Origin of the sequence: Rubrivivax soli, assembly GCF_049810355.1 — a bacterium.
In the GTDB taxonomy this organism is placed as follows: domain Bacteria; phylum Pseudomonadota; class Gammaproteobacteria; order Burkholderiales; family Burkholderiaceae_C; genus Rubrivivax.
On record NZ_CP187368.1, the window covers coordinates 494,860 to 519,788 of the forward strand.

Annotated in this window: 18 protein-coding genes and 1 pseudogene; 13 read left to right on the forward strand and 6 right to left on the reverse strand. The window is 70.7% G+C overall.

What is annotated here, in order from left to right; genetic code table 11:
* Positions 1-2: 2 nt before the first annotated feature.
* The 6 genes from ACPOLB_RS02185 (at position 3) to hemH (ending at position 9,974) form a co-directional block, all read left to right on the forward strand.
* Entirely contained in the window at positions 3-3,053 is a 3,051-nt protein-coding gene (locus ACPOLB_RS02185) for an EAL domain-containing protein (protein ID WP_425259659.1), read from the forward strand.
* Positions 3,050-4,879: a DNA primase gene (gene dnaG, locus ACPOLB_RS02190; RefSeq protein ID WP_425259660.1), complete on the forward strand. Its 1,830-nt coding sequence runs from the start codon at positions 3,050-3,052 to the stop codon at positions 4,877-4,879. Before ACPOLB_RS02185 ends, dnaG begins: the two co-directional genes overlap by 4 nt.
* A 284-nt stretch (positions 4,880-5,163) precedes the next feature.
* On the forward strand, positions 5,164-7,455 hold the full coding sequence (gene rpoD / locus ACPOLB_RS02195) for an RNA polymerase sigma factor RpoD (RefSeq protein ID WP_425259661.1): 2,292 nt from the start codon (positions 5,164-5,166) through the stop codon (positions 7,453-7,455).
* Between the two features lie 78 nt (positions 7,456-7,533).
* Complete coding sequence (locus tag ACPOLB_RS02200) at positions 7,534-8,502, forward strand: adenylate/guanylate cyclase domain-containing protein (RefSeq protein ID WP_425259662.1); 969 nt, start codon at positions 7,534-7,536, stop codon at positions 8,500-8,502.
* Between the two features lie 15 nt (positions 8,503-8,517).
* Positions 8,518-8,886 (forward strand): response regulator, encoded by a 369-nt coding sequence (locus ACPOLB_RS02205; RefSeq protein ID WP_425259663.1) that lies wholly within the window; start codon positions 8,518-8,520, stop codon positions 8,884-8,886.
* The gene (gene hemH, locus ACPOLB_RS02210; RefSeq protein WP_425259664.1) at positions 8,883-9,974 is read left to right on the forward strand and encodes a ferrochelatase; all 1,092 of its coding nucleotides are present in this window, start codon (positions 8,883-8,885) and stop codon (positions 9,972-9,974) included. Before ACPOLB_RS02205 ends, hemH begins: the two co-directional genes overlap by 4 nt.
* Positions 9,975-9,980: 6 nt before the next feature.
* Here the strand turns inward: hemH and ACPOLB_RS02215 are convergent, their stop codons facing one another.
* From ACPOLB_RS02215 to ACPOLB_RS02225, 3 genes are read right to left on the reverse strand one after another with little or no spacing between them, the layout of a single operon-like run.
* Complete coding sequence (locus ACPOLB_RS02215; protein ID WP_425259665.1) at positions 9,981-11,480, reverse strand: tripartite tricarboxylate transporter permease; 1,500 nt, start codon at positions 11,478-11,480, stop codon at positions 9,981-9,983.
* On the reverse strand, positions 11,480-11,992 hold the full coding sequence (locus tag ACPOLB_RS02220) for a tripartite tricarboxylate transporter TctB family protein (protein ID WP_425259666.1): 513 nt from the start codon (positions 11,990-11,992) through the stop codon (positions 11,480-11,482). Before ACPOLB_RS02220 ends, ACPOLB_RS02215 begins: the two co-directional genes overlap by 1 nt.
* Before the next feature lie 59 nt (positions 11,993-12,051).
* Positions 12,052-13,011 carry a Bug family tripartite tricarboxylate transporter substrate binding protein gene (locus ACPOLB_RS02225; protein WP_425259667.1) on the reverse strand — a complete coding sequence of 320 codons (960 nt, stop codon included), beginning with the start codon at positions 13,009-13,011 and terminating at the stop codon, positions 12,052-12,054.
* Positions 13,012-13,135: 124 nt separating this feature from the next.
* On the opposite strand from ACPOLB_RS02225, the gene ACPOLB_RS02230 reads away from it, so the two are divergent.
* The 6 genes and pseudogenes from ACPOLB_RS02230 to dnaJ all read left to right on the forward strand — a co-directional run bounded on the left by ACPOLB_RS02230 (position 13,136) and on the right by dnaJ (position 19,537).
* Positions 13,136-13,813 carry a response regulator transcription factor gene (locus ACPOLB_RS02230; RefSeq protein ID WP_425259668.1) on the forward strand — a complete coding sequence of 226 codons (678 nt, stop codon included), beginning with the start codon at positions 13,136-13,138 and terminating at the stop codon, positions 13,811-13,813.
* The gene (locus tag ACPOLB_RS02235; protein ID WP_425259669.1) at positions 13,810-15,255 is read left to right on the forward strand and encodes a sensor histidine kinase; all 1,446 of its coding nucleotides are present in this window, start codon (positions 13,810-13,812) and stop codon (positions 15,253-15,255) included. The genes ACPOLB_RS02230 and ACPOLB_RS02235 overlap by 4 nt, the downstream gene beginning before the upstream one ends.
* The gene (locus ACPOLB_RS02240; protein ID WP_425259670.1) at positions 15,252-15,674 is read left to right on the forward strand and encodes an RNA-binding S4 domain-containing protein; all 423 of its coding nucleotides are present in this window, start codon (positions 15,252-15,254) and stop codon (positions 15,672-15,674) included. The genes ACPOLB_RS02235 and ACPOLB_RS02240 overlap by 4 nt, the downstream gene beginning before the upstream one ends.
* A 49-nt stretch (positions 15,675-15,723) precedes the next feature.
* A complete protein-coding gene (grpE, locus tag ACPOLB_RS02245; protein WP_425259671.1) occupies positions 15,724-16,260 on the forward strand; it encodes a nucleotide exchange factor GrpE in 537 nt (178 codons plus the stop codon).
* Between the two features lie 54 nt (positions 16,261-16,314).
* A pseudogene (gene dnaK, locus ACPOLB_RS02250) lies at positions 16,315-18,273 on the forward strand (molecular chaperone DnaK); the annotation flags it as partial.
* A gap of 106 nt (positions 18,274-18,379) precedes the next feature.
* The gene (gene dnaJ / locus ACPOLB_RS02255) at positions 18,380-19,537 is read left to right on the forward strand and encodes a molecular chaperone DnaJ (protein ID WP_425259672.1); all 1,158 of its coding nucleotides are present in this window, start codon (positions 18,380-18,382) and stop codon (positions 19,535-19,537) included.
* Here dnaJ and ACPOLB_RS02260 read toward each other — a convergent pair.
* Together ACPOLB_RS02260 and ACPOLB_RS02265 are read right to left on the reverse strand one after the other, a co-directional pair.
* Positions 19,530-20,126, reverse strand: coding sequence for an ATP-binding protein (locus ACPOLB_RS02260; protein WP_425259673.1), 597 nt, complete (start codon positions 20,124-20,126; stop codon positions 19,530-19,532). The two genes, dnaJ and ACPOLB_RS02260, sit on opposite strands and share 8 nt — an antisense overlap.
* Before the next feature lie 16 nt (positions 20,127-20,142).
* Positions 20,143-21,780 (reverse strand): response regulator, encoded by a 1,638-nt coding sequence (locus ACPOLB_RS02265; protein ID WP_425259674.1) that lies wholly within the window; start codon positions 21,778-21,780, stop codon positions 20,143-20,145.
* 238 nt (positions 21,781-22,018) lie between these two features.
* Between ACPOLB_RS02265 and ACPOLB_RS02270 the strand changes: the two genes are divergently transcribed.
* On the forward strand, positions 22,019-23,683 hold the full coding sequence (locus ACPOLB_RS02270; protein ID WP_425259675.1) for a response regulator: 1,665 nt from the start codon (positions 22,019-22,021) through the stop codon (positions 23,681-23,683).
* A gap of 2 nt (positions 23,684-23,685) precedes the next feature.
* On the opposite strand, the gene ACPOLB_RS02275 is transcribed toward ACPOLB_RS02270, so the two are convergent.
* On the reverse strand, positions 23,686-24,804 hold the full coding sequence (locus ACPOLB_RS02275; protein WP_425259676.1) for a PA0069 family radical SAM protein: 1,119 nt from the start codon (positions 24,802-24,804) through the stop codon (positions 23,686-23,688).
* Between the last annotated feature and the right edge of the window lie 125 nt (positions 24,805-24,929).

The window sequence follows — 24,929 nt, forward strand, 5'->3', positions numbered from 1 at the left end:
GCGTGACCGAACCCGAACAACGCCTCCCCCTCCAACGCCTGCTGGCGTCGTGGCAGCACGCCAGCCAGCGGGGCGCGCGCGGCATGGCGGTCGCGCTGGGATGCCTGGTCGCCGCCTACCTCGGGGCGGTTGCGCTGCCACTGGCGCCGTGGAGCGCGCTGGCGCTGTCCGGTGGTGTCGGGCTGGCGGCCACGCTGCGCTGGGGCGCGGGCGGCACGCTCGGCGCCGCAGGCGGCGTGCTGCTGGCCCTGCTGACGATGGCGCTGCCACCGGCCACGGCGCTGGTGGCGGCCGTCGCGCAGACGGCCGGCCTGCTGGCGGCGCTGTGGCTGCTGCGCACCATCGCGTTCGACGCCCGGCTGGAGCGTGCGCGCGACATCCAGGCCCTGACCTTCGCCGTCTGTGCCGTGGCCACGCCGGTGGCTGCGCTCGTTGCCGGCAGCGGCCTGCGCTGGACGATGCCCGTGCCCGCGGGCGGCTGGTGGCCGACGCTGGCGGCCGGCTGGAGCGTGCTGGTGGTCGGCATGCTGCTGGTGGCGCTGCCGATCCTGACGCTGGACCGGCGCGTGATGCACGCGCTGCAACCGGGCCACCGCCTGGGAGGCACGCTGTTGCTGATGGCGGCCAGCCTCGCCACGGCGGCCATGCTGGCCAGCGTCACCGTCTCCGACAGTGCGCTCGGCCGCCTGCTGCTCTTCGTGCCGCCGGTGCTGCTGGTGGCGCTGGCCCTGCATGCCGGCGCGGCGCTCGGCAGCGCCACGCTGCTGGTCGTGGCGCTGGTCGTGTGCACGGCGGCCGGCCCCGGCCCGCTGTGGCCCGGGCACGGCAGCGTGCTGTACCTGGGCGTCGGTGGCTGGATCATGGCGATGCTCGCCCTGCTGCTGCTGGTGCATGCGCGTGCCGTCGAGGACGACTGGCGCGCGCAGCGCTGGGAATGGGCGCTGGACGGTTCGCGCCTGGGCGTGGCCGACTGGCACATGCAGCGCAACGAGAGCTTCGCGTCGGCCGCCTGGATCTCGCTGACAGGCCACGAGGGCGGGCGCTGGACGCCGGCACAGTGGCTGCAGCGCGTGCACCCGGAGGACCGGCCGCTGCTGGAAGACGGCATCGCGCGGCTGCGCAGCGGCGACTCCGGCCGCCTGCAGGTCGAACTGCGCATGCCGCGCGAGACCGCGGCCGGGGCGTGGCGCTGGCTGGAGGCCACGCTGCTGGTGATCGAGCGCAACCTCGACGACCGCCCGGCACGCCTGCTCGCCACGCTGGCCGACATCGACGACCGCCACGAGGCGCAGGAGCGCCAGCGCCTGTCGGCGAGCCTGTTCCAGCACCTGCACGAAGGCCTGCTGGTCACCGACGCCGACATGCGCGCGCTGGACGCCAACCCGGCATACACCGAGATCCTGGGCGTGCCGCGGGCCGAATTGCTGGGCACCGTGCCGTCGCTGCTGCGGCCGGCACCTGCCGACCCCATCGCCCGCCAGCAGCGCGCGGCCATGTGGGCGGCGCTGCGCGACCACGGCCACTGGCGCGGCGAACTGCTGGAGCGCCGGCGCAGCGGCGACACCTGCACGCTGCAGGCCACCATCAGCACCGTTCCGGGGCCGAACCGCAACCTGCGCTACCACGTGCTCGTCATCAGCGACATCACCGAGCAGCAGGTGCAGCGCGAGCGCCTGGAGCGCCAGGCCCACTTCGACGAGCTGACGCGCCTGCCCAACCGCGTGCACCTGTCGCTGCTGCTGGCCGACGCGATGCGCGCAGCCGATCGCGAGGGCTTCCTGCTCGCGGTGTGCTACCTCGACCTGGACCGCTTCAAGCCGATCAACGACCAGTTCGGCCACGCCGCCGGGGACCGGCTGCTGGTGGAACTGTCGGGCCGCCTGCGCAGCGCGCTGCGACGCCGCGACACCTGGGCCGACTCCGCCGCGCGGCTGGGCGGCGACGAGTTCGTGCTGCTGCTGCGTGCCGGCACCATCGAGGAAGCCCGGCTGGCCGTGGAACGCGTGCTGCGCGTGGTGTCGCAGCCCTACGTCATCGACCCGGCATCGGAATCGGTGCAGATCACCGCCAGCATGGGCGCCACCATCTACCCCATCGACCGCAGCGACGCCGACACCCTGCTGCGCCACGCCGACCACGCGATGTACGGCGCCAAGCAGAGCGGCCGCAACGGCTACCTGTTCTTCGACCCCGAGCACCGCCGCCGCACCGAGGAGCGCGTGATGGCGCTGGGCCGCGTGCAGGAGGCGCTCGACCAGGGCGAGTTCGTGCTCTTCTACCAGCCCAAGGTCGAGATGACCAGCGGCCGCGTGCTCGGCTTCGAGGCCCTGCTGCGCTGGGAACACCCGCAGCAGGGGCTGATCGCGCCGCAGCGCTTCCTGCCGCTGATCGAGAACACCGGGCTGTCGGCACGGGTGGGCGACTGGGTGTTCTCGCAGGCGCTGGAGCACCTGTCGCAGTGGCGGCGCAACGGGCTCGACATCACCGTCAGCGTCAACGTCTCGGCGCGCCACATGCAGGAGCCCGACTTCGCGCAGCGCCTGTCGGAACTGCTGGCGCGCTACGACGAGCCGCTGGCGACCTCGCTGGAGCTGGAGATCCTGGAGACCGAGGCGCACAAGGACATCGAGGCCACGTCGGCGCTGATCGGCCGCTGCCGCGGGCTGGGCGTGCGCTTCGCGCTCGACGACTTCGGCACCGGCTATTCGCCGCTGACCTACCTGAAGCAGCTGCCGGTCGACGTGCTGAAGATCGACCGCAGCTTCGTGCACAACATGCTGGCCGACCCGCAGGACCGCGCCATCGTCGAAGGCGTGATCGGGCTGGCGCGCACGTTTGGGCGCACCGTGGTGGCCGAAGGCGTGGAGTCGCCGGCGCAGGCGCGCACGCTGCTGGAGCTGGGCTGCACCATCGGCCAGGGCACGGGCATCGCGGCGCCGATGCCGTCGAACCAGGTCGCGGCCTGGGTGCGCGACTACAAGGGCATGTTCGCGCTGGCGCCGGCAGCCGTGGACGCAGGCAACGGCAGCGGGGTCGGTAGACTCGCCGGGTGATTCCGCCCGGCTTCATCCAGGAACTGCTCTCGCGCGTCGACGTCGTCGATGTCGTCGGCCGCCACGTCGAGCTCAAGCGCGGCGGCGCCAACCTGATGGGGCTGTGCCCGTTTCACGGCGAGAAGTCGCCGAGCTTCTCGGTCAGCCCGAGCAAGCAGTTCTACTACTGCTTCGGCTGCGGCGCCTCGGGCGACGCGATCCGCTTCCTCACCGAACACCTGGGCCTGAGCTTCGTCGAAGCCGTGCGCGACCTGGCCCAGGGCGCGGGGCTCACGGTGCCCGAGGAACAGGTCAGCGCCGACGAACAGGTGCGGCGCGACAAGCTGCGCGAACGCCGCCTCTCGATGGGCGAGCTGCTGACGAAGGCCACCGACTTCTACCGCGGCCAGCTGCGCGCCAGCCCGCGCGCGATCGACTACCTCAAGCGCCGCGGCCTCACCGGCGCCATCGCGGCGCGCTTCGGCCTGGGCTACGCCCCGCCCGGCTGGCGCACGCTGGCCGGCGTGTTCCCGCGCTACGACGATCCGCTGCTCGAGGAAGCCGGCCTGGTGCGCACGAAGGACGGCGAAGACGGCGCGGCTGCGGACGCCGACCGCGGCCGCTACGACTGGTTCCGCGACCGCGTGATGTTTCCCATCCGCGCAGTGGGCGGCGAGGTCATCGGCTTCGGCGGCCGCGTGCTCGACGACAGCAAGCCGAAGTACATCAACTCGCCCGAGACACCGCTGTTCAGCAAGGGGCGCGAGCTGTACGGCCTGTTCGAGGCCCGCGCGGCGCTGCGCGAGAAGGGCTACGCGCTGGTCGTCGAGGGCTACATGGACGTGGTGGCGCTGGCGCAGTCGGGCTTCGCCAACGCGGTGGCCACGCTGGGCACGGCCTGCACGGCCGACCACGTGCAGAAGCTGTTCCGCTTCACCGACGCCGTCGTGTTCGCGTTCGACGGCGATGCCGCCGGGCGCCGCGCCGCCGGCCGGGCGCTCGAGGCCTCGCTGCCGCACGCCAGCGACCTGCGCAGCGTGAAGTTCCTGTTCCTGCCGCCCGAGCACGACCCCGACAGCTTCGTGCGCACGCTCGGTGCGCCCGCCTTCGAGGCCGCCGTGGCGGCGGCCGTGCCGCTGTCGCGCCAGCTCGTGGAGCAGGCCTCGGAGGACGCGGACCTGAGCACCGCCGAGGGCCGCGCCCGCATGCTGGCGCAGGCCAAGCCGCTGTGGCAGGCGCTGCCCGACGGCGCGCTGAAGCGCCAGCTGCTCCCGGAGCTGGCGCGCCAGGCGGGGCTGGCCAGCGACGACCTGGTCGCGCTGTGGGGAGGCGCTGCCGCGCCACAGCGTGCGGCCCCCGGCGCCCAGCCGCCGATGCCGGCACCACGCCGCGCGCCGCGCGGCGGCGGCAGACGCGCGCCGGCCGGTCCGGCCGACCTGGCGCTGCGCCTGCTGCTGCGCCACAGCGACTGGTGGGAGCGCCTGTCCGGCGACGACCACCACCTGCTGCACGACCTGGGCGGACGCCACGGCGACGCCGTGGCCTGGCTGGAACGGCAGATCACCGAGCACGGCCCGCAGACCTGGGCAGCGCTGGACGAGGCCCTGCAGGCCGAGAGCTTCCGCGACGAGGCCCGGCAGTGGGTCGGCAGCGGCACGCTCGACGAGGAACACAGCTTCGAGGACCTGCAACGCGTGATGCACCGGCTGTGGCGCGAGCACTTCGAACAGGAGGCGCGCGCCCTCACCGCCGAAGGCCGCACCGACCGCGAGCATCTCGACCGGCTGCGGGCCTGCCACGAGCGCATCAAGCTGCACCGCACGGCGGAAATCACGCCTCCCTCCTGACGCCATGCGGCCCCGGCGCGGTATAATCCAAGGCTTACCGCAGCGGCAAGAGTGACAGCAGCACCTCCGGACCGGCCAAACCCCTGACACGGGCGCGCTCAGCACAGCGCACGGCCACCTTCATCCGCAAGGACTGCCAGCTCCCCGGGTTCACGGCGAACCCGCGCACTCGACACCGCCATCTTCGCCCCGACGGACACCCCCGACCTCGGCCGGGCTGCACGTGCAGCGCCGGCCCGGCGTGCGCCGTGAAGATGCCGCGACAGCCTCACCGAAGGAACAGCATGACCGCCAAGAAGCCCGCCGCCGCCCCCGCCCCTGCCGAAGACACCAAGGCCGCCAAGACGGCCAAGGCCACCAAGACCGCGGAAGCGCCGGCGCCGGCAGCCAAGGCCAAGGCCGCCGCGGCCGTGGAGCCGAAGGCAGCGGCCAAGGGCAAGGCGGACAAGCCCGCCAAGCCGGCGGCCAAGGCGGCCAAGCCCGAAGCCAAGGCCGATCCGAAGGCGGCCAAGGGTGGCAAGAAGGACGCCAAGAAGGCGGTCGAGGAAGACGAGGACCTGGGCGACATCGAGGTCGAACTCGACGTCGAGGCCGAAGTCGAGGCCGAAGCCGAAGTCGAGGTGGCCGATGCCGGCGAAGGCAAGGAGGCCAAGGCCAAGCCGCTGCGCATGAAGGTCTCGCGCGCCAAGGAGCGCGCGCTGATGCGCGAGTTCGGCCTGGACGAGACGGCGCTCACCGAGGAAGAAGCCGCCAAGCGCCGCCAGGAGCTGAAGACGCTCATCAAGATGGGCAAGACGCGCGGCTTCCTGACGCACCAGGAAATCAACGACCACCTGCCCGAGAAGCTGGTCAACGAGGAGATCCTCGAGGCCATCGTGTCCATGCTCAACGACATGGGCATCGCGGTCTACGAGCAGGCTCCCGACGCCGCGACGCTGCTGATCGCCGGCGGCGGCACCGCCACCGCCACGGAAGAGGAAGCCGAGGAGGCCGCCGAAGCCGCCCTGTCCACCGTGGACAGCGAATTCGGCCGCACCACCGACCCGGTGCGCATGTACATGCGCGAGATGGGCACGGTGGAACTGCTCACGCGCGAAGGCGAGATCGAGATCGCCAAGCGCATCGAAGGCGGCCTGCAGGCGATGATGCTGGCCATCAGCGCCAGCCCCACCACGATCGCCGAGATCCTGGCGATGGCCGACCGCATCGGCGCCGGCGAGATGCAGATCAGCGAGGCCGTGGATGGCTTCGTCGCCGAGGACGAGGCCGACGACTACGTCGCCGAGGAGGACTTCGACGAATTCGACGAGGAAGACGACGACGACGGCCAGGGCGGCAGCAAGGCGCTGACCAAGAAGCTCGAAGAGCTGAAGAAGGCCGCGCTGGTGAAGTTCGAGGCGCTGCGCACGCACTTCGACAAGATGCGCAAGGCCTACGAGAAGGAAGGCTACAAGAGCGCCTCGTACAACAAGGCGCAGCACGCCATCAGCGACGACCTGATGACGATCCGCTTCACCGTGAAGACGATCGAGAAGCTGTGCCACATCCTGCGCAGCCAGGTCGACGACGTGCGCCGCTACGAGCGCGAGATCCGCAAGATCGTGGTCGACAAGTGCGGCATGCCGCAGGACCACTTCATCAAGACCTTCCCGCCCAACGTGATGAACCTGAAGTGGGCGGAGAAGGAGATCGCGGCGGCCAAGCACTACAGCCCGATCCTGCAGCGCAACCTGCCCGCGGTGCAGGAACTGCAGCAGAAGCTGATCGACCTGCAGTCCCGCGCGGTGGTGCCGCTCGAGGACCTGAAGGAGATCAACAAGAAGATGAACGAGGGCGAGAAGGCCAGCCGCGACGCGAAGAAGGAGATGATCGAGGCCAACCTGCGCCTGGTCATCAGCATCGCGAAGAAGTACACCAACCGCGGCTTGCAGTTCCTCGACCTCATCCAGGAAGGCAACATCGGCCTGATGAAGGCGGTGGACAAGTTCGAGTACCGCCGCGGCTACAAGTTCTCGACCTATGCCACCTGGTGGATCCGCCAGGCCATCACGCGCTCGATCGCCGACCAGGCACGCACCATCCGCATCCCGGTGCACATGATCGAGACCATCAACAAGATGAACCGCATCTCGCGCCAGCATCTGCAGGAGTTCGGCTTCGAGCCCGACGCCCCGACGCTGGCAGAGAAGATGGAGATCCCCGAGGACAAGATCCGCAAGATCATGAAGATCGCCAAGGAGCCGATCTCCATGGAGACGCCGATCGGCGACGACGACGACTCGCACCTGGGCGACTTCATCGAGGACACCAACAACACGGCGCCGATCGAGGCCGCCATGCAGGCCGGCCTGCGCGACGTGGTGAAGGACATCCTCGACAGCCTGACGCCGCGTGAGGCCAAGGTGCTGCGCATGCGCTTCGGCATCGAGATGAGCACCGACCACACGCTGGAAGAAGTGGGCAAGCAGTTCGACGTGACGCGCGAGCGCATCCGCCAGATCGAGGCCAAGGCGATCCGCAAGCTCAAGCACCCGAGCCGCTCGGACAAGCTGCGCACGTACCTGGACAACCTCTGAGCCAGGCGCCCACCGGCCCCACCGCAGCCCGGCACGATCGGGCCTGTCACGGGGCCGGCGCTACACTTTCGGCCCTGCATGACCCAGATCTCCGACCTCACCGTCCTCTTCGCCGACCTGCGTGGCAGCACGGCGTTGTACGAGACGCTGGGCAACGCCGAGGCCACGTCGGTGGTGACGCACTGCGTGAGTGCGCTCGCCAAGTCCGTCGGCGACTCCGGCGGACGCGTCGTGAAGACGCTGGGTGACGGCCTGATGGCCGTGTTCACGCAGGCCGTGCCCGCGGTGCAGGCCTCGGCCGTGATGCACGACCTGCTCGACGCGATGGTGTCGCGCGGCAGCGAGCGCGGCGCGTCGTCCGGGCTGCGCGGGCTGCGCCTGCAGGTGGCGCTGGCACGCGGCGAGGTCGTCGAGATGGCCGGCGACTGCTACGGCGACGCGGTCAACGTCAGCGCCCGGCTGCTCGACCACGCAGGCGACAACGAGACGCTGATCACCGCCGAAGTGCTGCAGGGCCTGACGCTGGAACAGCGCTCGCGCTTTCGCAGCCTCGACCGCCTCGTGCTGCGCGGCCGGGTCGAGCCCGTGCAGGTGCATGTGATGGGCGGCCGCCGCGGCAGCAGCTTCGACATGCCGGCCACGCAGTTCGGCGGCGACATCTCCAGCGTCAGCGAACCCGACGGCCTGCGCCTGGTGTGGCGCGACATCAACCGCGTCTTCGCCAGCCAGCAGATGCCCGTAGTGCTGGGGCGCAGCCCGCAGGCCAGCTTCTGCGTCGACGACTCGCGCGTGTCGCGCTCGCATGCGCGTGTCGACTGGCACAGCGGCAGCTTCCAGCTCACCGACCTCAGCTACAACGGCACGTACGTGCAGTTCGCCGACGGCGAGATCGTCAGCCTGCGCCGCGGCAGCTGCACGCTGCACGGCAACGGCGTCGTCGGCCTCGGCGGCTCGCCCAGCGACCCGGGCTCGGCCTGCGTGCGCTTCGACGTGCTGCGCTTCGGCGACACCCAGCCGCTGCTGTCGCCCGACCTCATGGCCGACTGACCGGGCACACCCCACATGCGTGTGCTCTACGTCGACGACGACCGCATCAACACCCTGCTGTTCGAAGAGACCTGCCGTTTCGCCGGCGGCTTCGAGGTGCAGACCGCCGGCAGCGGCGCCGAGGCGCTGGAACTCGTGGCGGACTTCCGCCCGCAGGTTCTGGTGGTCGACCTCCACCTGCCCGACACCGACGGCTACGCGCTGCTGCCCGAGCTGCGCCGCGCCTGCGGCAACGCCGCCACGCCGGCCTTCCTGTGCACGGCCGAGGAGCCGTCCCAGGTGCAACAGGCGGCGCTGCAGGCCGGCTTCGCCGGCTGCTGGACCAAACCCGTGGACCTGAACGCCATGCTGGCCGACCTGGCCCGCCTACGACCGACGGCATGACATTCCGCGAAGAACCCGCCTACCGCCACGGCAGCACACCGCGCACGGCCGTGCTGCTGGTGAACCTGGGCACCCCCGACGAACCCTCGCCTGCCGCGCTGCGACGCTATCTGGCGGAATTCCTCAGCGACCCGCGCGTGGTCGAGATCCCGCGGCTGGTGTGGTGGCCCATCCTGCACGGCATCATCCTGCGCACGCGGCCGGCCAAGTCGGCGGCCAAGTACGCCAGCATCTGGGGTGCCGAAGGCTCGCCGCTGGCGGTCTGGACGGCGACGCAGGCCACCATGCTGTCGGCCACGCTCGGCGAGCGCGGCCACCGCGTGATGGTGCGCCACGCCATGCGCTACGGCAACCCGTCGGTGGCCTCGGTGCTCGACACCTTGCGCGGCGAAGGCGTCACGCGCGTGCTGGTGCTGCCGCTGTACCCGCAGTATGCCGCGGCCACCACGGCCAGCGTCGGCGACGCGGTGATGCGCTGGTCGATGGCGGCGCGCCGCACGCCCGAGTTCCGCTTCGTCAACGAGTACCACGACGAGCCCGGCTACATCGCCGCGCTCGCCGAAAGCGTGCAGGACCACTGGCGCACGCACGGCCGCGGCGAGCGGCTGGTGCTCAGCTTCCACGGCGTGCCGCACCGTTCGCTGCTGCTGGGCGACCCCTACCACTGCCAGTGCCACAAGACGGCGCGGCTGCTGCGCGAGCACCTGGGCCTCGCCAAGGACGCGCTGCTCGTCACCTTCCAGAGCCGCTTCGGCAAGGCCAAGTGGCTCGAGCCCTACACAGAGCCGACGCTGGTGGCGCTGGCGCAGCAAGGCATCAAGCGCGTGGACGTGATGTGCCCCGGTTTCACCGCAGACTGCCTGGAGACGCTGGAAGAGATCGACCAGGAGGCGCGCGAGGCCTTCCTGCACGCCGGCGGCGAGCGCTTCGACTACATCGCCTGCTTGAACGGCCGGCCGTCGTGGGTGCAGGCGCTGGCCGTGGTGGCCGAGCGCCACCTGCAGGGCTGGGACACGCGGGCGGCCGCCGACCCTGCGGCGCTGGAACAGCAGCGCGCGCTGGCGCTGGCGATGGGCGCGCCCGACTAGGGCCCGTCAGGCCGCGCGCTGCTTCAGCGCGCGCACCAGCTTCAGCAGCCGCGGCAGCACCAGCACCGCCACCACCACCGCCAGCAGCGACGCCGACATCGGGCGTTCGATGAACACGCCCCACTTGCCTTCGCCGATCGACAGCGCATTGCGCATCTGCGCTTCGGCCAGCGGGCCGAGGATCATCCCGACGATGACCGGCGCGGTCGGGAAGTCGTAGCGCCGCATCACCACGCCCAGCATGCCGATGCCGAACATCAGGAACAGGTCGAAGCTGCTCTGGCGCATGCCGTACACGCCCACGGTGGCGAAGATCAGGATGCCCGCGTACAGCGGCGGGCGCGGGATCTTCAGCAGCTTCACCCACAGCCCCACCAGCGGCAGGTTCAGCACCAGCAGCATGACGTTCCCGATGTACAGGCTGGCGATCAGCGCCCACACCAGGGCCGACGAGGTCTGGAACAGCTGCGGCCCGGCGTTGATGCCGTAGCCCTGCAGCGCGCTCAGCAGGATGGCCGCCGTCACCGACGTGGGGATGCCCAGCGTCAGCAGCGGCACCAGCGTGGCCGTGACGGCAGCGTTGTTGGCGGCCTCCGGCCCGGCCACGCCTTCGATGGCGCCGGTGGTGCCGAACTCGTGCTTGTGCTTGCTGAGCTTGCGCTCGATGCCGTAGCTCAGGAAGGTGGGGATCTCGGTGCCGCCGGCGGGTATGGTGCCGAACGGAAAGCCCAGCGCCGTGCCGCGCAGCCAGGCCGGCCACGACCGCCGCCATTCGGTGCGCGTCATGTGGGCCTTGTTCATGCGGTTCATCTGCGCCGTGGTGCGGCCTTCGTACATCGCGGTGTAGAAGCACTCGCCGACGGCGAACAGGCCCACCGCCACCAGCACCACCTCGATGCCGTCCAGGAACTCGGGCAGCCCAAGCGTGTAGCGCACCTGCCCGGTGATCTGGTCCAGGCCGACGCAGCCGATGGCCAGGCCCACGAACAGCGCCGTGATGCCGCGCAGCGTGCTCTTGCCCAGCACCGCGCTCACCGTGGTGAAGGCCAGCAGCATCAGCATGAAGTACTCGGGCGGCCCCAGCTTCACCGCATGCACCGCGACGAACGGCGCGAACAGCGTCACCAGCACGGTGGCGATGGTGCCGGCGACGAAGCTGCCGATGGCCGCCGTGGCCAGCGCCGCGCCGGCGCGGCCGCTCTTGGCCATCTTGAAGCCTTCGAGCGCGGTGACCATGGTGCCGGTCTCGCCGGGCGTGTTGAGCAGGATCGACGTGGTCGAGCCGCCGTACATCGCGCCATAGTAGATGCCGGCGAAGAAGATCATGCTGGCGGTGGGCTCCACCTGCGCCGTGATCGGCAGCAGCATCGCCACCGTGACCGCCGGGCCCAGCCCCGGCAGCACGCCGATGGCCGTGCCCAGCACGCAGCCGACGAAGGCCCAGAGCAGGTTGACCGGCGTGCCGGCGGTGGCGAAGCCTTGCAGGAGCAGGGACCACACATCCATCACAACCACCCTGTCGTGGTGAGGCCGGGCAGGTTGATGGCCAGCAGCTTGGTGAAGAGCCAGTACGCCGGGGCGGCGATCAGGAAGCCGGTCAGCGCGTCCAGCAGCGTCTTGCGCACACCGCCCGCGGCCTTGCCCTCGGAGATGCGCAGGCCGCGCACCGCCAGCATGAAGCACAGCATGCAGCTCAGGATGAAGCCGATCACCGTCAGCAGCGCCGCGTTCAGCAGCACGCCGGCTGCCACCCAGGCCATCGCATGCCAGTCGGCCTGCGGTGCGCCCGAGGGTTCCTCCATCGCGCGGTAACCGCCGCTGGCGGCTTCCCACACCAGCAGCGCGCCGCAGAGCAGCAGCACCACCGAGACCACCCACGGCAGGAAGTTGGGCCCGACCCCGGCATAGCCGGCGTCCGACGGGATGCTGGTCGCGCCATACGCCAGCGCCGCCCCCACGAGCAAGGCGCCGCAGCCCACCAGCAACTGCTGGCGCTGCGGCCCGAACGATGCGGCCATGTCTCCTCCGGTGTTCTTGTCGTACCAGGCCGGGGCGCGCGGCGCCCCGGACGCCAGGATCAGATCATCCCGGCCTTCACCATGGTGGCGCGCAGGCTGGCGAACTCGCGGTCGACGAAGTCCTCGAACTCCTTGCCCGTCATCAGGGCCGGCGTCCACTGGTTCTTCGTCATGGCCTCGGCCCAGGCCTTGCTCTTCGTGGCGCGCACGATCAGATCGATCAACTGCTTGCGCTGGGCCTCGGAGATGCCGGGTGCGCCGTAGACGCCGCGCCAGTTGCCGATCTCGACGTTGATGCCCTGCTCCTTCAGCGTCGGGATGTTCAGGCCCTTCAGCCGCGTGGCCGAGGTGACGGCGATCGCGCGCATCTTGCCGGCCTCGATGTACTGCTGGAACTCGCTGTAGCCGCTGCCGCCCACCGTGACGTTGCCGCCCAGGATGGCCGCCACGGCCTCGCCGCCGCCGCGGAAGGGCACGTAGTTGATCTTGGCGGCGTCGACGCCGACCTCGCGCGCGATCATCGCCGCGGCGATGTGCTCGGTGGAGCCGCGCGAGCCGCCACCCCACTTCACGCTGCCGGGGTCCTTCTTCATCTGCGCCACGACGTCGGCCATGGTCTTCAGCGGCGATTCGGCCGGCAGCACGAAGACGTTGTATTCGCTGGTCAGGCGCGCCAGCGGCGTGACCTGGTTCAGGCCCACCGGCGGCTTGCCGGTGATGATGCCGCCCAGCATCACCGCGCCCATCACCATCATCGCGTTGCCGTCGCCCTTGCTGCCGTTGGCGAACTGCGCCAGGCCGATCGCACCGGCGGCACCGCCCTTGTTGTCGTAGCTGACGGCCGAGGCGGCGCCCGCGTCCTGCAGCGCCTTGCCCAGCGCGCGGCCGGTGGTGTCCCAGCCACCGCCGGGGTTGGCCGGAATCATCATCTTGATGTTGACGCTGTTCTGCGCCTGGGCAGGCAGCGCGCCCGCGGCGGCCAGTGCGGCCAGGCTCTTCAGGAAGGTGTCACGACGCATCGCTTGTCTCCGGCAATGTTGTGGTTGGGATGCGGCAATGGTGCGCCGGCTGCCTGTCAATCGGCTGTCCGCGGTCCCGGTGGAAACCCGATGCCGGCGCGCCGCCGCCGATAATCCGGACCCGATGAAACTGCTGCTGGTCGAAGACAACCCCGCGATGCAGACGACGCTGCAGCGCTCGTTCGAGCGCCGCGGCATGCAGGTCGTGCTGTGCGGCGACGGCGCGCGCGCGCTCGACCGCTGGCGCGCCAGCGTGCCCGACGTGGTGCTGCTCGACCTGAGCCTGCCCGGCGTCGACGGCCTGAGCGTGCTGGCGCAGGCGCGCGCCGAAGGGCTGGCGACGCCGGTGCTGATCCTCACCGCACGCGGCACGGTCGGCGACCGCATCCTGGGCCTGAACACCGGCGCCGACGACTACCTGCCCAAGCCTTTCGACCTGGACGAGCTCGAAGCCCGCGTGCGCGCGCTGGTGCGCCGCCGCGGCAGCAGCGCGGCCCCGACCGAGTTCGACAGCTTCTGCGGCCTGCGCGCCGATGCCGACAACGGCGCCGTCTACCACCAGGGCCAGCCGATGGAGCTGAGCACGCGCGAAGCCGCGCTGCTGCGCGCGCTGCTCGTGAAGCCGGGACACGCGGTGGCCAAGGAGCGCCTGTTCGAGCTCGTCTTCCCTGGCGAGGCCGAGGTGCAGACCGAGGCCATCGAGGTGGTGGTCTACCGGCTGCGCAAGAAGCTCGGGGGCACCGGCGCCTCGCTGGTGACGCTGCGCGGCCTGGGTTACCTGCTGAAGGCCGACCCGGCATGACCGCGCCCCGCGCGCGCCGGCCCTCGCTGCGCCGGCAGCTGCTGCTGGGCATCCTGCTGCCCGTGCTGGCGCTGGTGACCTTCAACACCTGGAGCCTGTACCACCAGGCGCTGCGCGCCGCCGACACCGCCTACGACCGCACGCTGCTGGCGTCGGCCAAGGCCATCGGCGAGCTGCTGCGCGTGGACGACGCGCCGGGGCCGGCGCGGCTGCTGGCCACCGTGCCGTACTCGGCCCTGGAGGCCTTCGAGGCCGACAACCGCAGCCGCATGTTCTTCAAGGTCACCGGCTTCCAGGGCGAGATGGTCTCGGGCTTCGACGACCTGCCGCCCTGGCAAGGCGCCCTGCCCGACCGCAGCGTCTATGCGGCACTGGTGGACTTCTACGACGACGTCTTCCGCGGCTTTCCGGTGCGCGTGGCGGTGCTGCTGCAGCCGGTGTCGGGGCCCACGGGCCAGGGCATGGCGGTGATCCAGGTGGCCGAGACGCTGGAGCTGCGGCGCACGCTGGCGCAGCGCATCCTGGTCGACACGCTGTGGCGCCAGGCGGCGCTGCTGCTCGTCATCGCGGCCGTGGTGGCGCTGGTGGTGCAGCGCGCCACGCGCCCGGTGCGCGAGCTGAGCGAGCGGCTGCGCGCGCGCGACGAGGGCGACCTGTCGCCCATCGAGGCGCGGCAGTCGCCGCTGGAGCTGCAGCCGGTGGTGGACGCCACCAACGCCGTCATGGCGCGGCTGGCGCAGCTGCTCGAGCACCAGAAGCGCTTCGTGCGCGACGCCTCGCACCAACTGCGCACGCCGCTGGCGGTGCTGAAGACGCAGGTGCAGTCGGCGCGCCGCGGCGACATCGGGCCGGCGCAGGCGCTGGAGGAGATCGCCACCACGGTCGACCGCGCCACCGAGCTGGCCAACCAGATGCTGGCGCTGGCCAAGGTGGAGCAGCTGCGCCAGCAGGGCGACCCGCCGGTCTCGGCGTGGCCCGCGATCGTGCGCGCGGTGGCGCTGGACCTGTCGGCGCTGATCGCCGGCAAGCAGCTCGACTTCGACCTCGACCTGGCCGCCACCGCGCCCGTGCGCGCGCACGACTGGATGCTGCGCGAGCTGACCCGCAACCTGCTGCACAACGCCATCAAGCAGACGCCCGCCGGCTCGGCGCTGGCCGTGCGCCTGGTGGCCGACAGCCGCACCGCCGCGCTGACGGTGGCCGACAGCGGCCCCGGCATCGCGCCCGAACTGCGCAGCCGGCTGTTCCAGCCGTTCTCGGGCGGGCAGTCGGCCCACCTCGCCGGGCTCGGGGGCCAGGCCGAAGGCTCGGGCCTGGGCCTGGCGATCTGCCGCGAGATCGTGCAGTCGCTGGGCGGCAGCATCCAGCTCGACAACCGCGAACGCGGCGGACGCACCGAAGGCCTGGATGCCATCGTGCGGCTGCCGCTGGAGACCCGATGACCGACGAAGCGACCAAGGTGCGCCTGGACAAGTGGCTGTGGGCGGCGCGTTTCTACAAGACCCGCGCGCTGGCGGCCGAGGAGATCGACCGCGGCCGCGTCAGCGTCAACGACGCGCCGGCCAAGCCCGGGCGCGAGCTGCGCACCGGCGACCGCGTGGCGCTGCGCCAGGGGCCGGTGCAGCGCACGGTCGACGTGCTGGGCCTGAGCAACGTGCGCGGCCCGGCGCCGGTGGCGCAGGCCCTGTACCGCGAGACCCCGGAAAGCGTGGCCGCCCGCGCGCGCGCCGCCGAGGCGCGCCGCCAGGGTGTGGAGCCCGCGATGGCGCTGGAACACGGCCGGCCCACCAAGCGCGACCGGCGCCAGCTCGGTGACTGGCAACGCTGGAGCGCGAGCATCGACGACGACACGGGCTCTTGAAGTCCTGGAACAAGCCCCCACATCCAACGCAGTTTTGGCCAGAAACACCATGCATCCGAACGATTCCACCCCCGAACAGACCGCCGACGCGGCAGCCGCCGCGGCCGGTGCCGCCCCCGAGACGCCGCCGACGGCGGAAGCCCGACTGGCCGAACTGGAGGCCAAGCACGCCGAGGTCGCCGACGCCTACCTGCGCGCCAAGGCCGAGGCCGAGAACACCCGCCGCCGCGCCGAGGAAGAGATCAGCAAGGCGCGCAAGTTCGCGATCGAGGCCTTCGCCGAGAGCCTGCTGCCGGTGACCGACAGCCTCACCGCCGCCATCGCGATCCAGAACGCCACCCCCGAGCAGCTGCTGGAAGGCGTGCACGCCACGCTGCGCCAGCTGACGCAGGCGCTGGAGCGCAACAAGGTGGTCGCCATCGCGCCGCAGGCGGGGACGAAGTTCGACCCGCACCACCACCAGGCCATCAGCGTGGTCCCGGCCGAGCAGGACGCCAACACCGTGGTGGCCGTGCTGCAGAAGGGCTACCTGATCGCAGACCGCGTGCTGCGTCCCGCACTCGTGACCGTCGCCGCGCCGAAATGACGTTTCCGGCTTGAAAGCCGGCCAGTTACCCACAAGTTCAGACCATTCCAGTCTTCAGGAGCACACACCATGGGCAAGATCATCGGCATCGACCTCGGCACGACGAATTCGTGCGTGGCGATCATGGAGGGCAACACCACCCGCGTCATCGAGAACAGCGAAGGCGCGCGCACCACGCCGTCCATCATCGCCTACCAGGAAGACGGTGAAGTGCTGGTCGGCGCCTCGGCCAAGCGCCAAGCGGTGACGAACCCGCGCAACACGCTGTACGCGGTGAAGCGCCTGATCGGCCGCAAGTTCACCGAGAAGGAAGTGCAGAAGGACATCGACCTGATGCCCTACACCATCACCGCCGCCGACAACGGCGACGCCTGGGTGGAAGTGCGCGGCAAGAAGATGGCGCCCCCGCAGGTGTCGGCCGAGGTGCTGCGCAAGATGAAGAAGACCGCCGAGGACTACCTGGGCGAAGAGGTCACCGAGGCCGTCATCACCGTGCCGGCCTACTTCAACGACAGCCAGCGCCAGGCGACCAAGGACGCCGGCCGCATCGCCGGCCTGGACGTCAAGCGCATCATCAACGAGCCCACCGCTGCGGCGCTGGCCTTCGGCCTGGACAAGCACGGCAAGGGTGACCGCAAGATCGCGGTGTTCGACCTGGGCGGCGGCACCTTCGACATCAGCATCATCGAGATCGCGGACGTCGACGGCGAGAAGCAGTTCGAGGTGCTGTCCACCAACGGCGACACCTTCCTGGGCGGCGAGGACTTCGACCAGCGCGTCATCGACTACATCGTCACCGAGTTCAAGAAGGAACAAGGCGTCGACCTGACCAAAGACGTGCTGGCCCTGCAGCGCCTGAAGGAAGCCGCCGAGAAAGCCAAGATCGAGCTCAGCAACCAGACGCAGACCGACGTCAACCTGCCGTACATCACGGCCGACGCTTCGGGCCCGAAGCACCTGAACATCAAGCTCACGCGCGCCAAGCTGGAGAGCCTGGTCGACGAGCTGATCGAGCGCACCATCGAGCCCTGCCGCATCGCGGTGAAGGACGCCGGCGTCAAGCTGAGCGAGATCGACGACGTCATCCTGGTCGGCGGCATGAGCCGCATGCCCAAGGTGCAGGAGAAGGTCAAGGAGTTCTTCGGCAAGGAGCCGCGCAAGGACGTCAACCCCGACGAGGCCGTGGCCGTGGGTGCCGCCATCCAGGGCCAGGTGCTCGGCGGCGAGCGCAAGGACGTGCTGCTGCTCGACGTCACCCCGCTGAGCCTGGGCATCGAGACGCTCGGCGGCGTGATGACGAAGATGATCAAGAAGAACACCACGATCCCGACCAAGTTCAGCCAGACCTTCAGCACCGCCGACGACAACCAGCCGGCCGTGACGATCAAGGTCTACCAGGGCGAACGCGACCTGGCCGCCGGCAACAAGAGCCTGGGCGAGTTCAACCTGGAAGGCATCCCGCCGGCGCCGCGCGGCCTGCCGCAGATCGAGGTCACGTTCGACATCGACGCCAACGGCATCCTGCACGTGGGCGCCAAGGACAAGGCCACCGGCAAGGAGAACAAGATCACCATCAAGGCGAACTCGGGCCTGTCGGAAGCCGAGATCGAGAAGATGGTGAAGGACGCCGAGGCCAACGCCGCCGAAGACGCGAAGAAGGTCGAGCTGGTGCAGGCCCGCAACCAGGCCGACGGCATGGTGCACTCGGTGAAGAAGAGCCTGGCCGAGCACGGCGACAAGCTCGACGCCGGCGACAAGGAGAAGATCGAGGCCGCGCTGAAGGACGCCGAAGAGGCGATCCAGGGCGACGACAAGGCCACGATCGAGGCCAAGACCGAGGCGCTGATGACGGCCAGCCAGAAGCTGGGCGAGAAGGTCTATGCCGAGCAGCAGGCAGCGGCCGGTGCCGCCGCCGGTGCCGCCGGCGGCGAAGCCCCGCAACAGCAGGCCAGCGCCAAGCCCGCCGACGACAACGTCGTCGACGCCGAGTTCAAGGAAGTGAAGAAAGGGTAAGCCGGCGGGCCCCGCGGCCTGACGTCCTCTCTCGCCGCGTTCGAAGCGCCAGGCCCGGCCTGCGCATCGACGCGGCGTTCACGCTTCAACAGTTCCGAGATTGTTCATGGCAAAGCGCGATTACTACGAGATCCTCGGCGTGGCGAAGAACGCCACCGAGGAAGAGATCAAGAAGGCCTACCGCAAGCTGGCCATGAAGCACCACCCCGACCGCAACCAGGGTGACGACGCGAAGAAGGCCGAAGAGAAGTTCAAGGAGGCCAAGGAGGCCTACGAGATGCTGTCGGACGCGCAGAAGCGCGCCGCCTACGACCAGTACGGCCACGCCGGCGTCGACCCCAACATGGCCGGCCGCGGCGGCCCGGGCGCCGAAGGCTTCGGCGGCTTCGCCGAGGCCTTCGGCGACATCTTCGGCGACATCTTCGGCGGCCAGGGCGGCGCCGGGGGGCGGCGCGGCGGCGGCGCCGGGGGCCAGCAGGTCTACCGCGGCAGCGACCTCAGCTACGCGATGGAGATCACGCTCGAAGAGGCCGCCAACGGCAAGGAGACGCAGATCCGCATTCCCAGCTGGGACAGCTGCGACACCTGCCACGGCAGCGGCGCCAAGCCCGGCACCAGCGCCAAGACCTGCCCCACCTGCAACGGCAGCGGCACGGTGCACCTGCGCCAGGGCTTCTTCAGCATCCAGCAGACCTGCCCGCACTGCCACGGCAGCGGCAAGATCATTCCCGATCCCTGCACCACCTGCAACGGCGCCGGCAAGATCAAGAAGCAGAAGACGCTGGAGGTGAAGATCCCTGCCGGCATCAACGAAGGCATGCGCATCCGCTCGGCCGGCAACGGCGAGCCGGGCACCAACGGCGGGCCGGCCGGCGATCTCTACATCGAGATCCGCATCAAGCAGCACGAGATCTTCGAGCGCGACGGCGACGACCTGCACTGCACGGTGCCGGTGGCCCTGACGACGGCCGCGCTCGGCGGCACGATCCAGGTGCCCACGCTCGGCAGCCAGGCCGAGATCGACCTGCCCGAAGGCACGCAGCACGGCAAGACCTTCCGCCTGCGCGGCAAGGGCATCAAGGGCATCCGCTCCAGCTACCCGGGCGACCTGTACTGCCACGTCACCGTGGAGACGCCGGTGAAGCTGACCGAGCACCAGCGCAAGCTGCTGAAGGAGCTGGACGAGTCCTTCAAGAAGGGCGGCGAGCGCCATTCGCCCAACAGCAAGGGCTGGGCCGACCGCGTGAAGGATCTCTTCAAGTAGGCAGGCGCAGGCTGAAGCGCGCCCCACCCTGCGGGCGCGCGGCCAGCTGCACGGCGTCTTCCGCAGCGCCGTGCGCCACCGCGACGGCACGGCACAGCGCCGTGCCCAGGCCGGTGGCCAGGCTGTCGCCCGACGGGCCGGGCTGCGGCCCCGGGCCGTCGTCGTCGACCGTGAGCACCAGTGCGGACCCGTGCACGTGCGCTCCCAGCACCACGGCGCTGCGGGCATACCGCAGCGCGTTGTGCAGCGCGGCCTCGAGCGCCATCACGACCAGGCGGCGGTCGAAGACCCAGAACGGCGGCAGCCCGTCACCGGACTGCACGCGCACCGGCAGCGGCGCGTCGGCATGGCGCGCGGCCACGCCGTGCAGCAGCGCGACCGGGCATTCGTCCTCGCGCACGGCGTGCAGCGGGCCGTCGGCGCCGTAGACGGCCAGGTACGTCACCAGCCGCTGCCGCAGCAGCCTGCACTGGCGGTGGGCCGCGGCCGCTGCCTGGGGTTCGGGATGCACGGCGAGCAGCTGCAGCGCGCCTTCCAGCGCGCCGAGCTCGTTCTTCAGGTCGTGCACGACCAGCGCCGCGGCCGTCATCGCACAGGCTCCCGGCTCAGGCCGGCACCGGCTCGGACAGCGTCGCCAGCGTCTCGCGGAAGTAGCGCTGCATCTGCGTGACGCGGTCGTTGCCCGGCATCAGCCTGTCCAGCCGCGACAGGTACAGGCGCACGCGCTCCACCATCGGCGGATTGGCCTGCTTCTTCAGGCGCAGCGCCATGCAGTGCATCTGCGCGGCCTGCAGCAGCACGCCGGTGTTGTCGGGGAAGTCGGCCAGCGCCGCCTCGATGGCGGCCAGGGCCTCGTCGATGCGGCTGTCGCGGAACAGCGTCTTGGCTCCGACCACGCGCACCTGCAGGCCTGCGGCAGCGGACTCGACGATGCTGTCGGTCTTGGCCTCGTGGCCGGCCACGCGCAGGGCGTTGCGCACCAGCTGCTTCACGCGCGGGTTCTCGTGGTCGGCGCTGACGGCGGCGCTCAGCAGCTGCAGGCCGGCCTCCTCGTTGCCTGCGGCCAGCTCGGCCTTGGCCAGCGCGACGGTGGCGAAGTCGGCCTTGGCCACGCGCAGGGTCTCGCGTGCCCGGGCCACCGCCTTCTGCGCACCGTCGGCGTCGCCCGTGGCCACGAGCGCCTGCGCACGGATGGCCAGTGCCACCGATTCCACCTGCGGCGCCGCAGCCAGCTTCGCGTTGGACTGGTCCAGCAAGGCCAGCGCCTGCGGCGCCTGGCCGCTGTCGACCATGGCCTGGGCCAGCGTCAGCGTGTCCTGCGGCTGTGCCGTCAGCGCGCCCTGGGTGGCCTTGAGCACCTTGGCCATCGCGTCCATCGCGGTCTCGTGCGCTCCGTTGCGGAACGCCGCCTCGGCCAGCATGCGCTGGCGGCGGGCCGACGGCACGGCCGCGACGGCGTCGCGCAGCACGGCCTGCGCGCCGTGGGCGTCGCCCAGCGCTTCCAGCGACTCGGCCAGCACGTCGTACGCCGCCAGGTTGCGCTGGCCATCGGGAGAATCGATGATCTTCTGCGCCTGTTGCCGCGCCTCCTCGAACAGGTTGCCGGCCTTCAGGCTGCGCGCCAGCCCGATCTGCGCCCACACGAGCTGCGGACGCTCGTCGAGCGCGGCCTGGTACAGCGCCCGTGCGTCGGCGTGGCGCCCCAGGCCCAGCAGGATCTGCGCCTTCTGCTGCTGCGCCTGCAGTTGCCAGCGGTCCTTCTTCTGCAGCAGTTGGTCGGCCGCCGCCAGCGCGGCAGGCAGGTCGTTCCGGCCCAGCGCCGCCGTGACCGGCTCGAACACCTTGCGCCGTTCCGCGGCGGCCTTCAGCCGCTCTTCCACGTCGGCAGCGGTGAAGGGCTTGAGCAGGTAGGCGTCCGGCTTGTGCTCGGACGCTGCCGCCACGTTGGCGTACGCATTCTCGGCCGTGACCATGAAGAACAGGCAGTCCGGCGCCAGCAGGTTGTTGTCGCGCAGGTACTCGAAGAGCTGCTGGCCGTCGGTGCGGTGGTTCAGGTTGTAGTCGCAGAGGATCAGGTTGTACTTGCCGGCACGCACCTGGCGCAGCGCGTCGTCGGCATGCGAGGCACCGTCCACGCGCTTGATGCCCAGCATCTGCAACTGTCCCCGCAAGGTCGACAGCTGCGCCGGCGAGTCGTCGACGACCAGCGCCTGCAGCTTGGAGAAGGGGGTTTCGATGGCCATGGTGCCGTCCGGTGACTGAGCGGTGGTGCGTGCGGGCGCCCGTCCACGACGGGCAGGCGCCGACAGGCGGGCCCACTTCCGCCTGTCCTCGGATGTTTCGGCATCGCTTGCACCGACTTGAGGCAGCTGCGGCTCAAGTTGCATCGGCTTGCGGGCGATAAGCAGTTCTGACCATCGAGCTTCGGAAGATGATGCCTGCCGCACCGCCGAGTCTTTGCCTGCCAGGGAGCGCCCGCTGATGCGCAGGATCGACCGCGACATCCACCTGTCGCGCGCGCTCGTGGTGGACGGCAATGCCACGTCGCGCAGCATCCTCGTGGCGCAGCTGCGCGACTTCGGCGTCGGCACCGTCGTGCAGTGCGGACGCGTCGGCGACGCGCGGTCGCAGCTGGAGACGCACCGCTTCGACCTCGTGCTGTGCGAACACGACTTCGGCGGCACCGACTACTCGGGCCAGCAGCTGCTGGACGACCTGCGCCGGCACCAGATCCTGCCGCTGTCGACGGTGTTCATCATGATCACCGGCGAAGCCACGTACGCCAAGGTGGCCGAAGCGGCCGAGTCGGCGCTCGACGGCTACCTGCTCAAGCCCCACACCGCCGCGGCGCTGGGCGACCGGCTCACCGAGGCGCGCCAGCGCAAACGGGCCCTGGCCGACATCTTCGAGGCCATCGACGACGGACGCTTCGACGAGGCCGCCACGCTGTGTCTGGCACGGCTGCAGGAGCGCAAGCCGTACTGGCTGTTCGCCGCCCGCCTGGGTGCCGAACTGCTGCTCAACGGCGCCCGCCACGCCGAGGCGCGGCAGCTCTACGACACGGTGCTGAAGGCGCAGGCGCTGCCCTGGGCGCGGCTGGGCATCGCGCGGGTGCAGCTGGAGGAGCAGGCGACCGCGCAGGCCATCCGCACGCTGGAGTCGCTGATCGCCGACCAGCCCAGCTATGTCGACGCCTACGACGTGATGGGCCGCGCACATGTGGAGAGCGGCGAGCTCGCGATGGCCGCAGCCGTCTACGAGCGCGCCGCCGCGCTGACGCCGGGCTCGGTGGGCCGGATGCAGAAGCTGGGCATGCTGTCGTTCTACGTGGGCGACCTGCCCGCGGCGGCCAAGGCGCTGGACCGGGCCGTCAGCGTCGGCATCAACTCGAAGATGTTCGACAGCCAGACGCTGGTGCTGCAGGCCTTCGTGCGCTTCCACCAGCACGACGGCAAGGGGCTGCAGCGCTGCGTCGACAACCTGGCGCACGCGCTGTCGCGCGCGCCGGGCAACGAACGGCTGCAACGCTTTGCGCAGGTGGTCGACGTCGTCAGCCACATGCTGCACAAGCGCGTGGCCGAGGCGGTGCAGGGCATCCGCGCGCTGGCCGGCGACCTGCGGTCCGAGTCCTTCGACGTCGAGGCCGGCTGCAACATGCTGGCCATGCTGGCGCAACTGACCGCGGCCGAACTCCAGCTCGACGGCGTCGAGGACTGGGTCGACGCCATCGGCATGCGCCTTTGCACCTCGCGGGCGCTGACCGAACTGTTGGTCCGCGCTGCCTCGGCCCACGAGCCGTTCGCACTGCGCATCCGCGCCTGCCACCAGCGGGTGTTCCAGGCGTCGGAAGCCGCGATGGCGCACAGCCTGGCCGGCAAGCCGGAGGCCGCCGCCCGGGTGCTGCTGGAACGCGGGGCTGCCACGCTGAACGGCAAGCTCATCGACACCGCCCGCCTGGTGCTGCAGCGCCACCAGGACAAGGTGCCCGACGCCCAACGCCTGCTGGCGCAGGTGAACGAACTGAAGCAGCGCTTCGCGGCCACCCCGGCGCGCCCGAGCCTGGGCGAGGGCAGCGGCCGCAAGACGGGCGGCATTGCCGTCCTGGCGGTGGCGGCACCGGCGGCACCGGCCACCACGGTGGGCTGAGTTCAGAACAGCGAAGCCTGCCCGGGCGACGCCGTCGCGGCGGGCCGCGCGAAGCGGCCGAGGTCGAGTTCCACACGCGCCCGCTGCAGGCCCAGCCGCGCCGTGGCCTTGTGCAGGCGCTGGCGCAGCAGCTGCGCCCACAGGCCCTGGCCGGTCATGCGGCTGCCGAAGTGGCTGTCGTTGTCGCGGCCGCCGCGCATCTCGCGCACGCGGGCCATCACGCGCGCCGCGCGGTCGGGGTAGTGCTGCTCCAGCCAGTGCTGGAACAGCGGATTCACCTCCCAGGGCAGGCGCAGCACGATGCTGAAGGCCGAGGTGGCACCGGCATCGCGCGCGGCTTCCAGGATGCGTTCGAGCTCGGGCTCGTTGAGGAAGGGGATCACCGGCGACACGCTCACGCCGACCGGCACGCCGGCATCGGCCAGCGTGCGCAGCGTGCGCAGGCGCCGTTCCGGCGACGCGGCGCGCGGCTCCAGGATGCGTGCAAGCTGCGGGTCGAGCGTGGTGATGGACACGTACACGGCCGCCAGCCGCTGCGCCGCCATCGGCGCGATCAGGTCCAGGTCGCGCTCGACGCCGGCCGACTTGGTGATCAGCGAAAACGGGTGCTGGTGTGCCTGCAGCACCTCGATCACGGCGCGCGTGATGCGCAGGCGGCGTTCGACGGGCTGGTAGGCGTCGGTGGCCGAGCCGATGTTCAGCAGCTTGGGCACGTAGCCCCGCTGCGCGAACGCGGCCTGCAGGCGCTCGGCAGCATTGACCTTGGCAACGATCTTGGTCTCGAAGTCGAGTCCGGGCGACAGGTTGAGGTAGCTGTGCGTGGGCCGCGCATAGCAGTAGATGCAGCCGTGCTCGCAGCCCCGGTACGGGTTGATCGACAGGTCGAAGCCGATGTCGGGCGAGTCGTTGGCGGCCAGGATGGACCTGACCTGCTCCTCGATGACCTGCGTGCCCGGCGCCAGCACCTCTTCCTTCGCCGCCTGCTCCAGCGAGCCCCAGCCGTCGTCGAACTGCTCGCGCGCGTCGCTGCTGAAGCGGTGCTCCAGCGCCCACACCGTGCCGCGCCCCTTCACGGGCGCGAACATCAGCGTGGCGGCAGGTGCATCCTTGGCAGCAGGCATACTGTCAATATATACAGCATATGGGCCCGTATCAAGCAGACGCCGTGGATCCGGCTCCGCCGGTCCACCAGCGCCGCCCCCCTGGGGGGCCGAGCACGGACGTGGGGCTGTCCCTGCGGACAGCC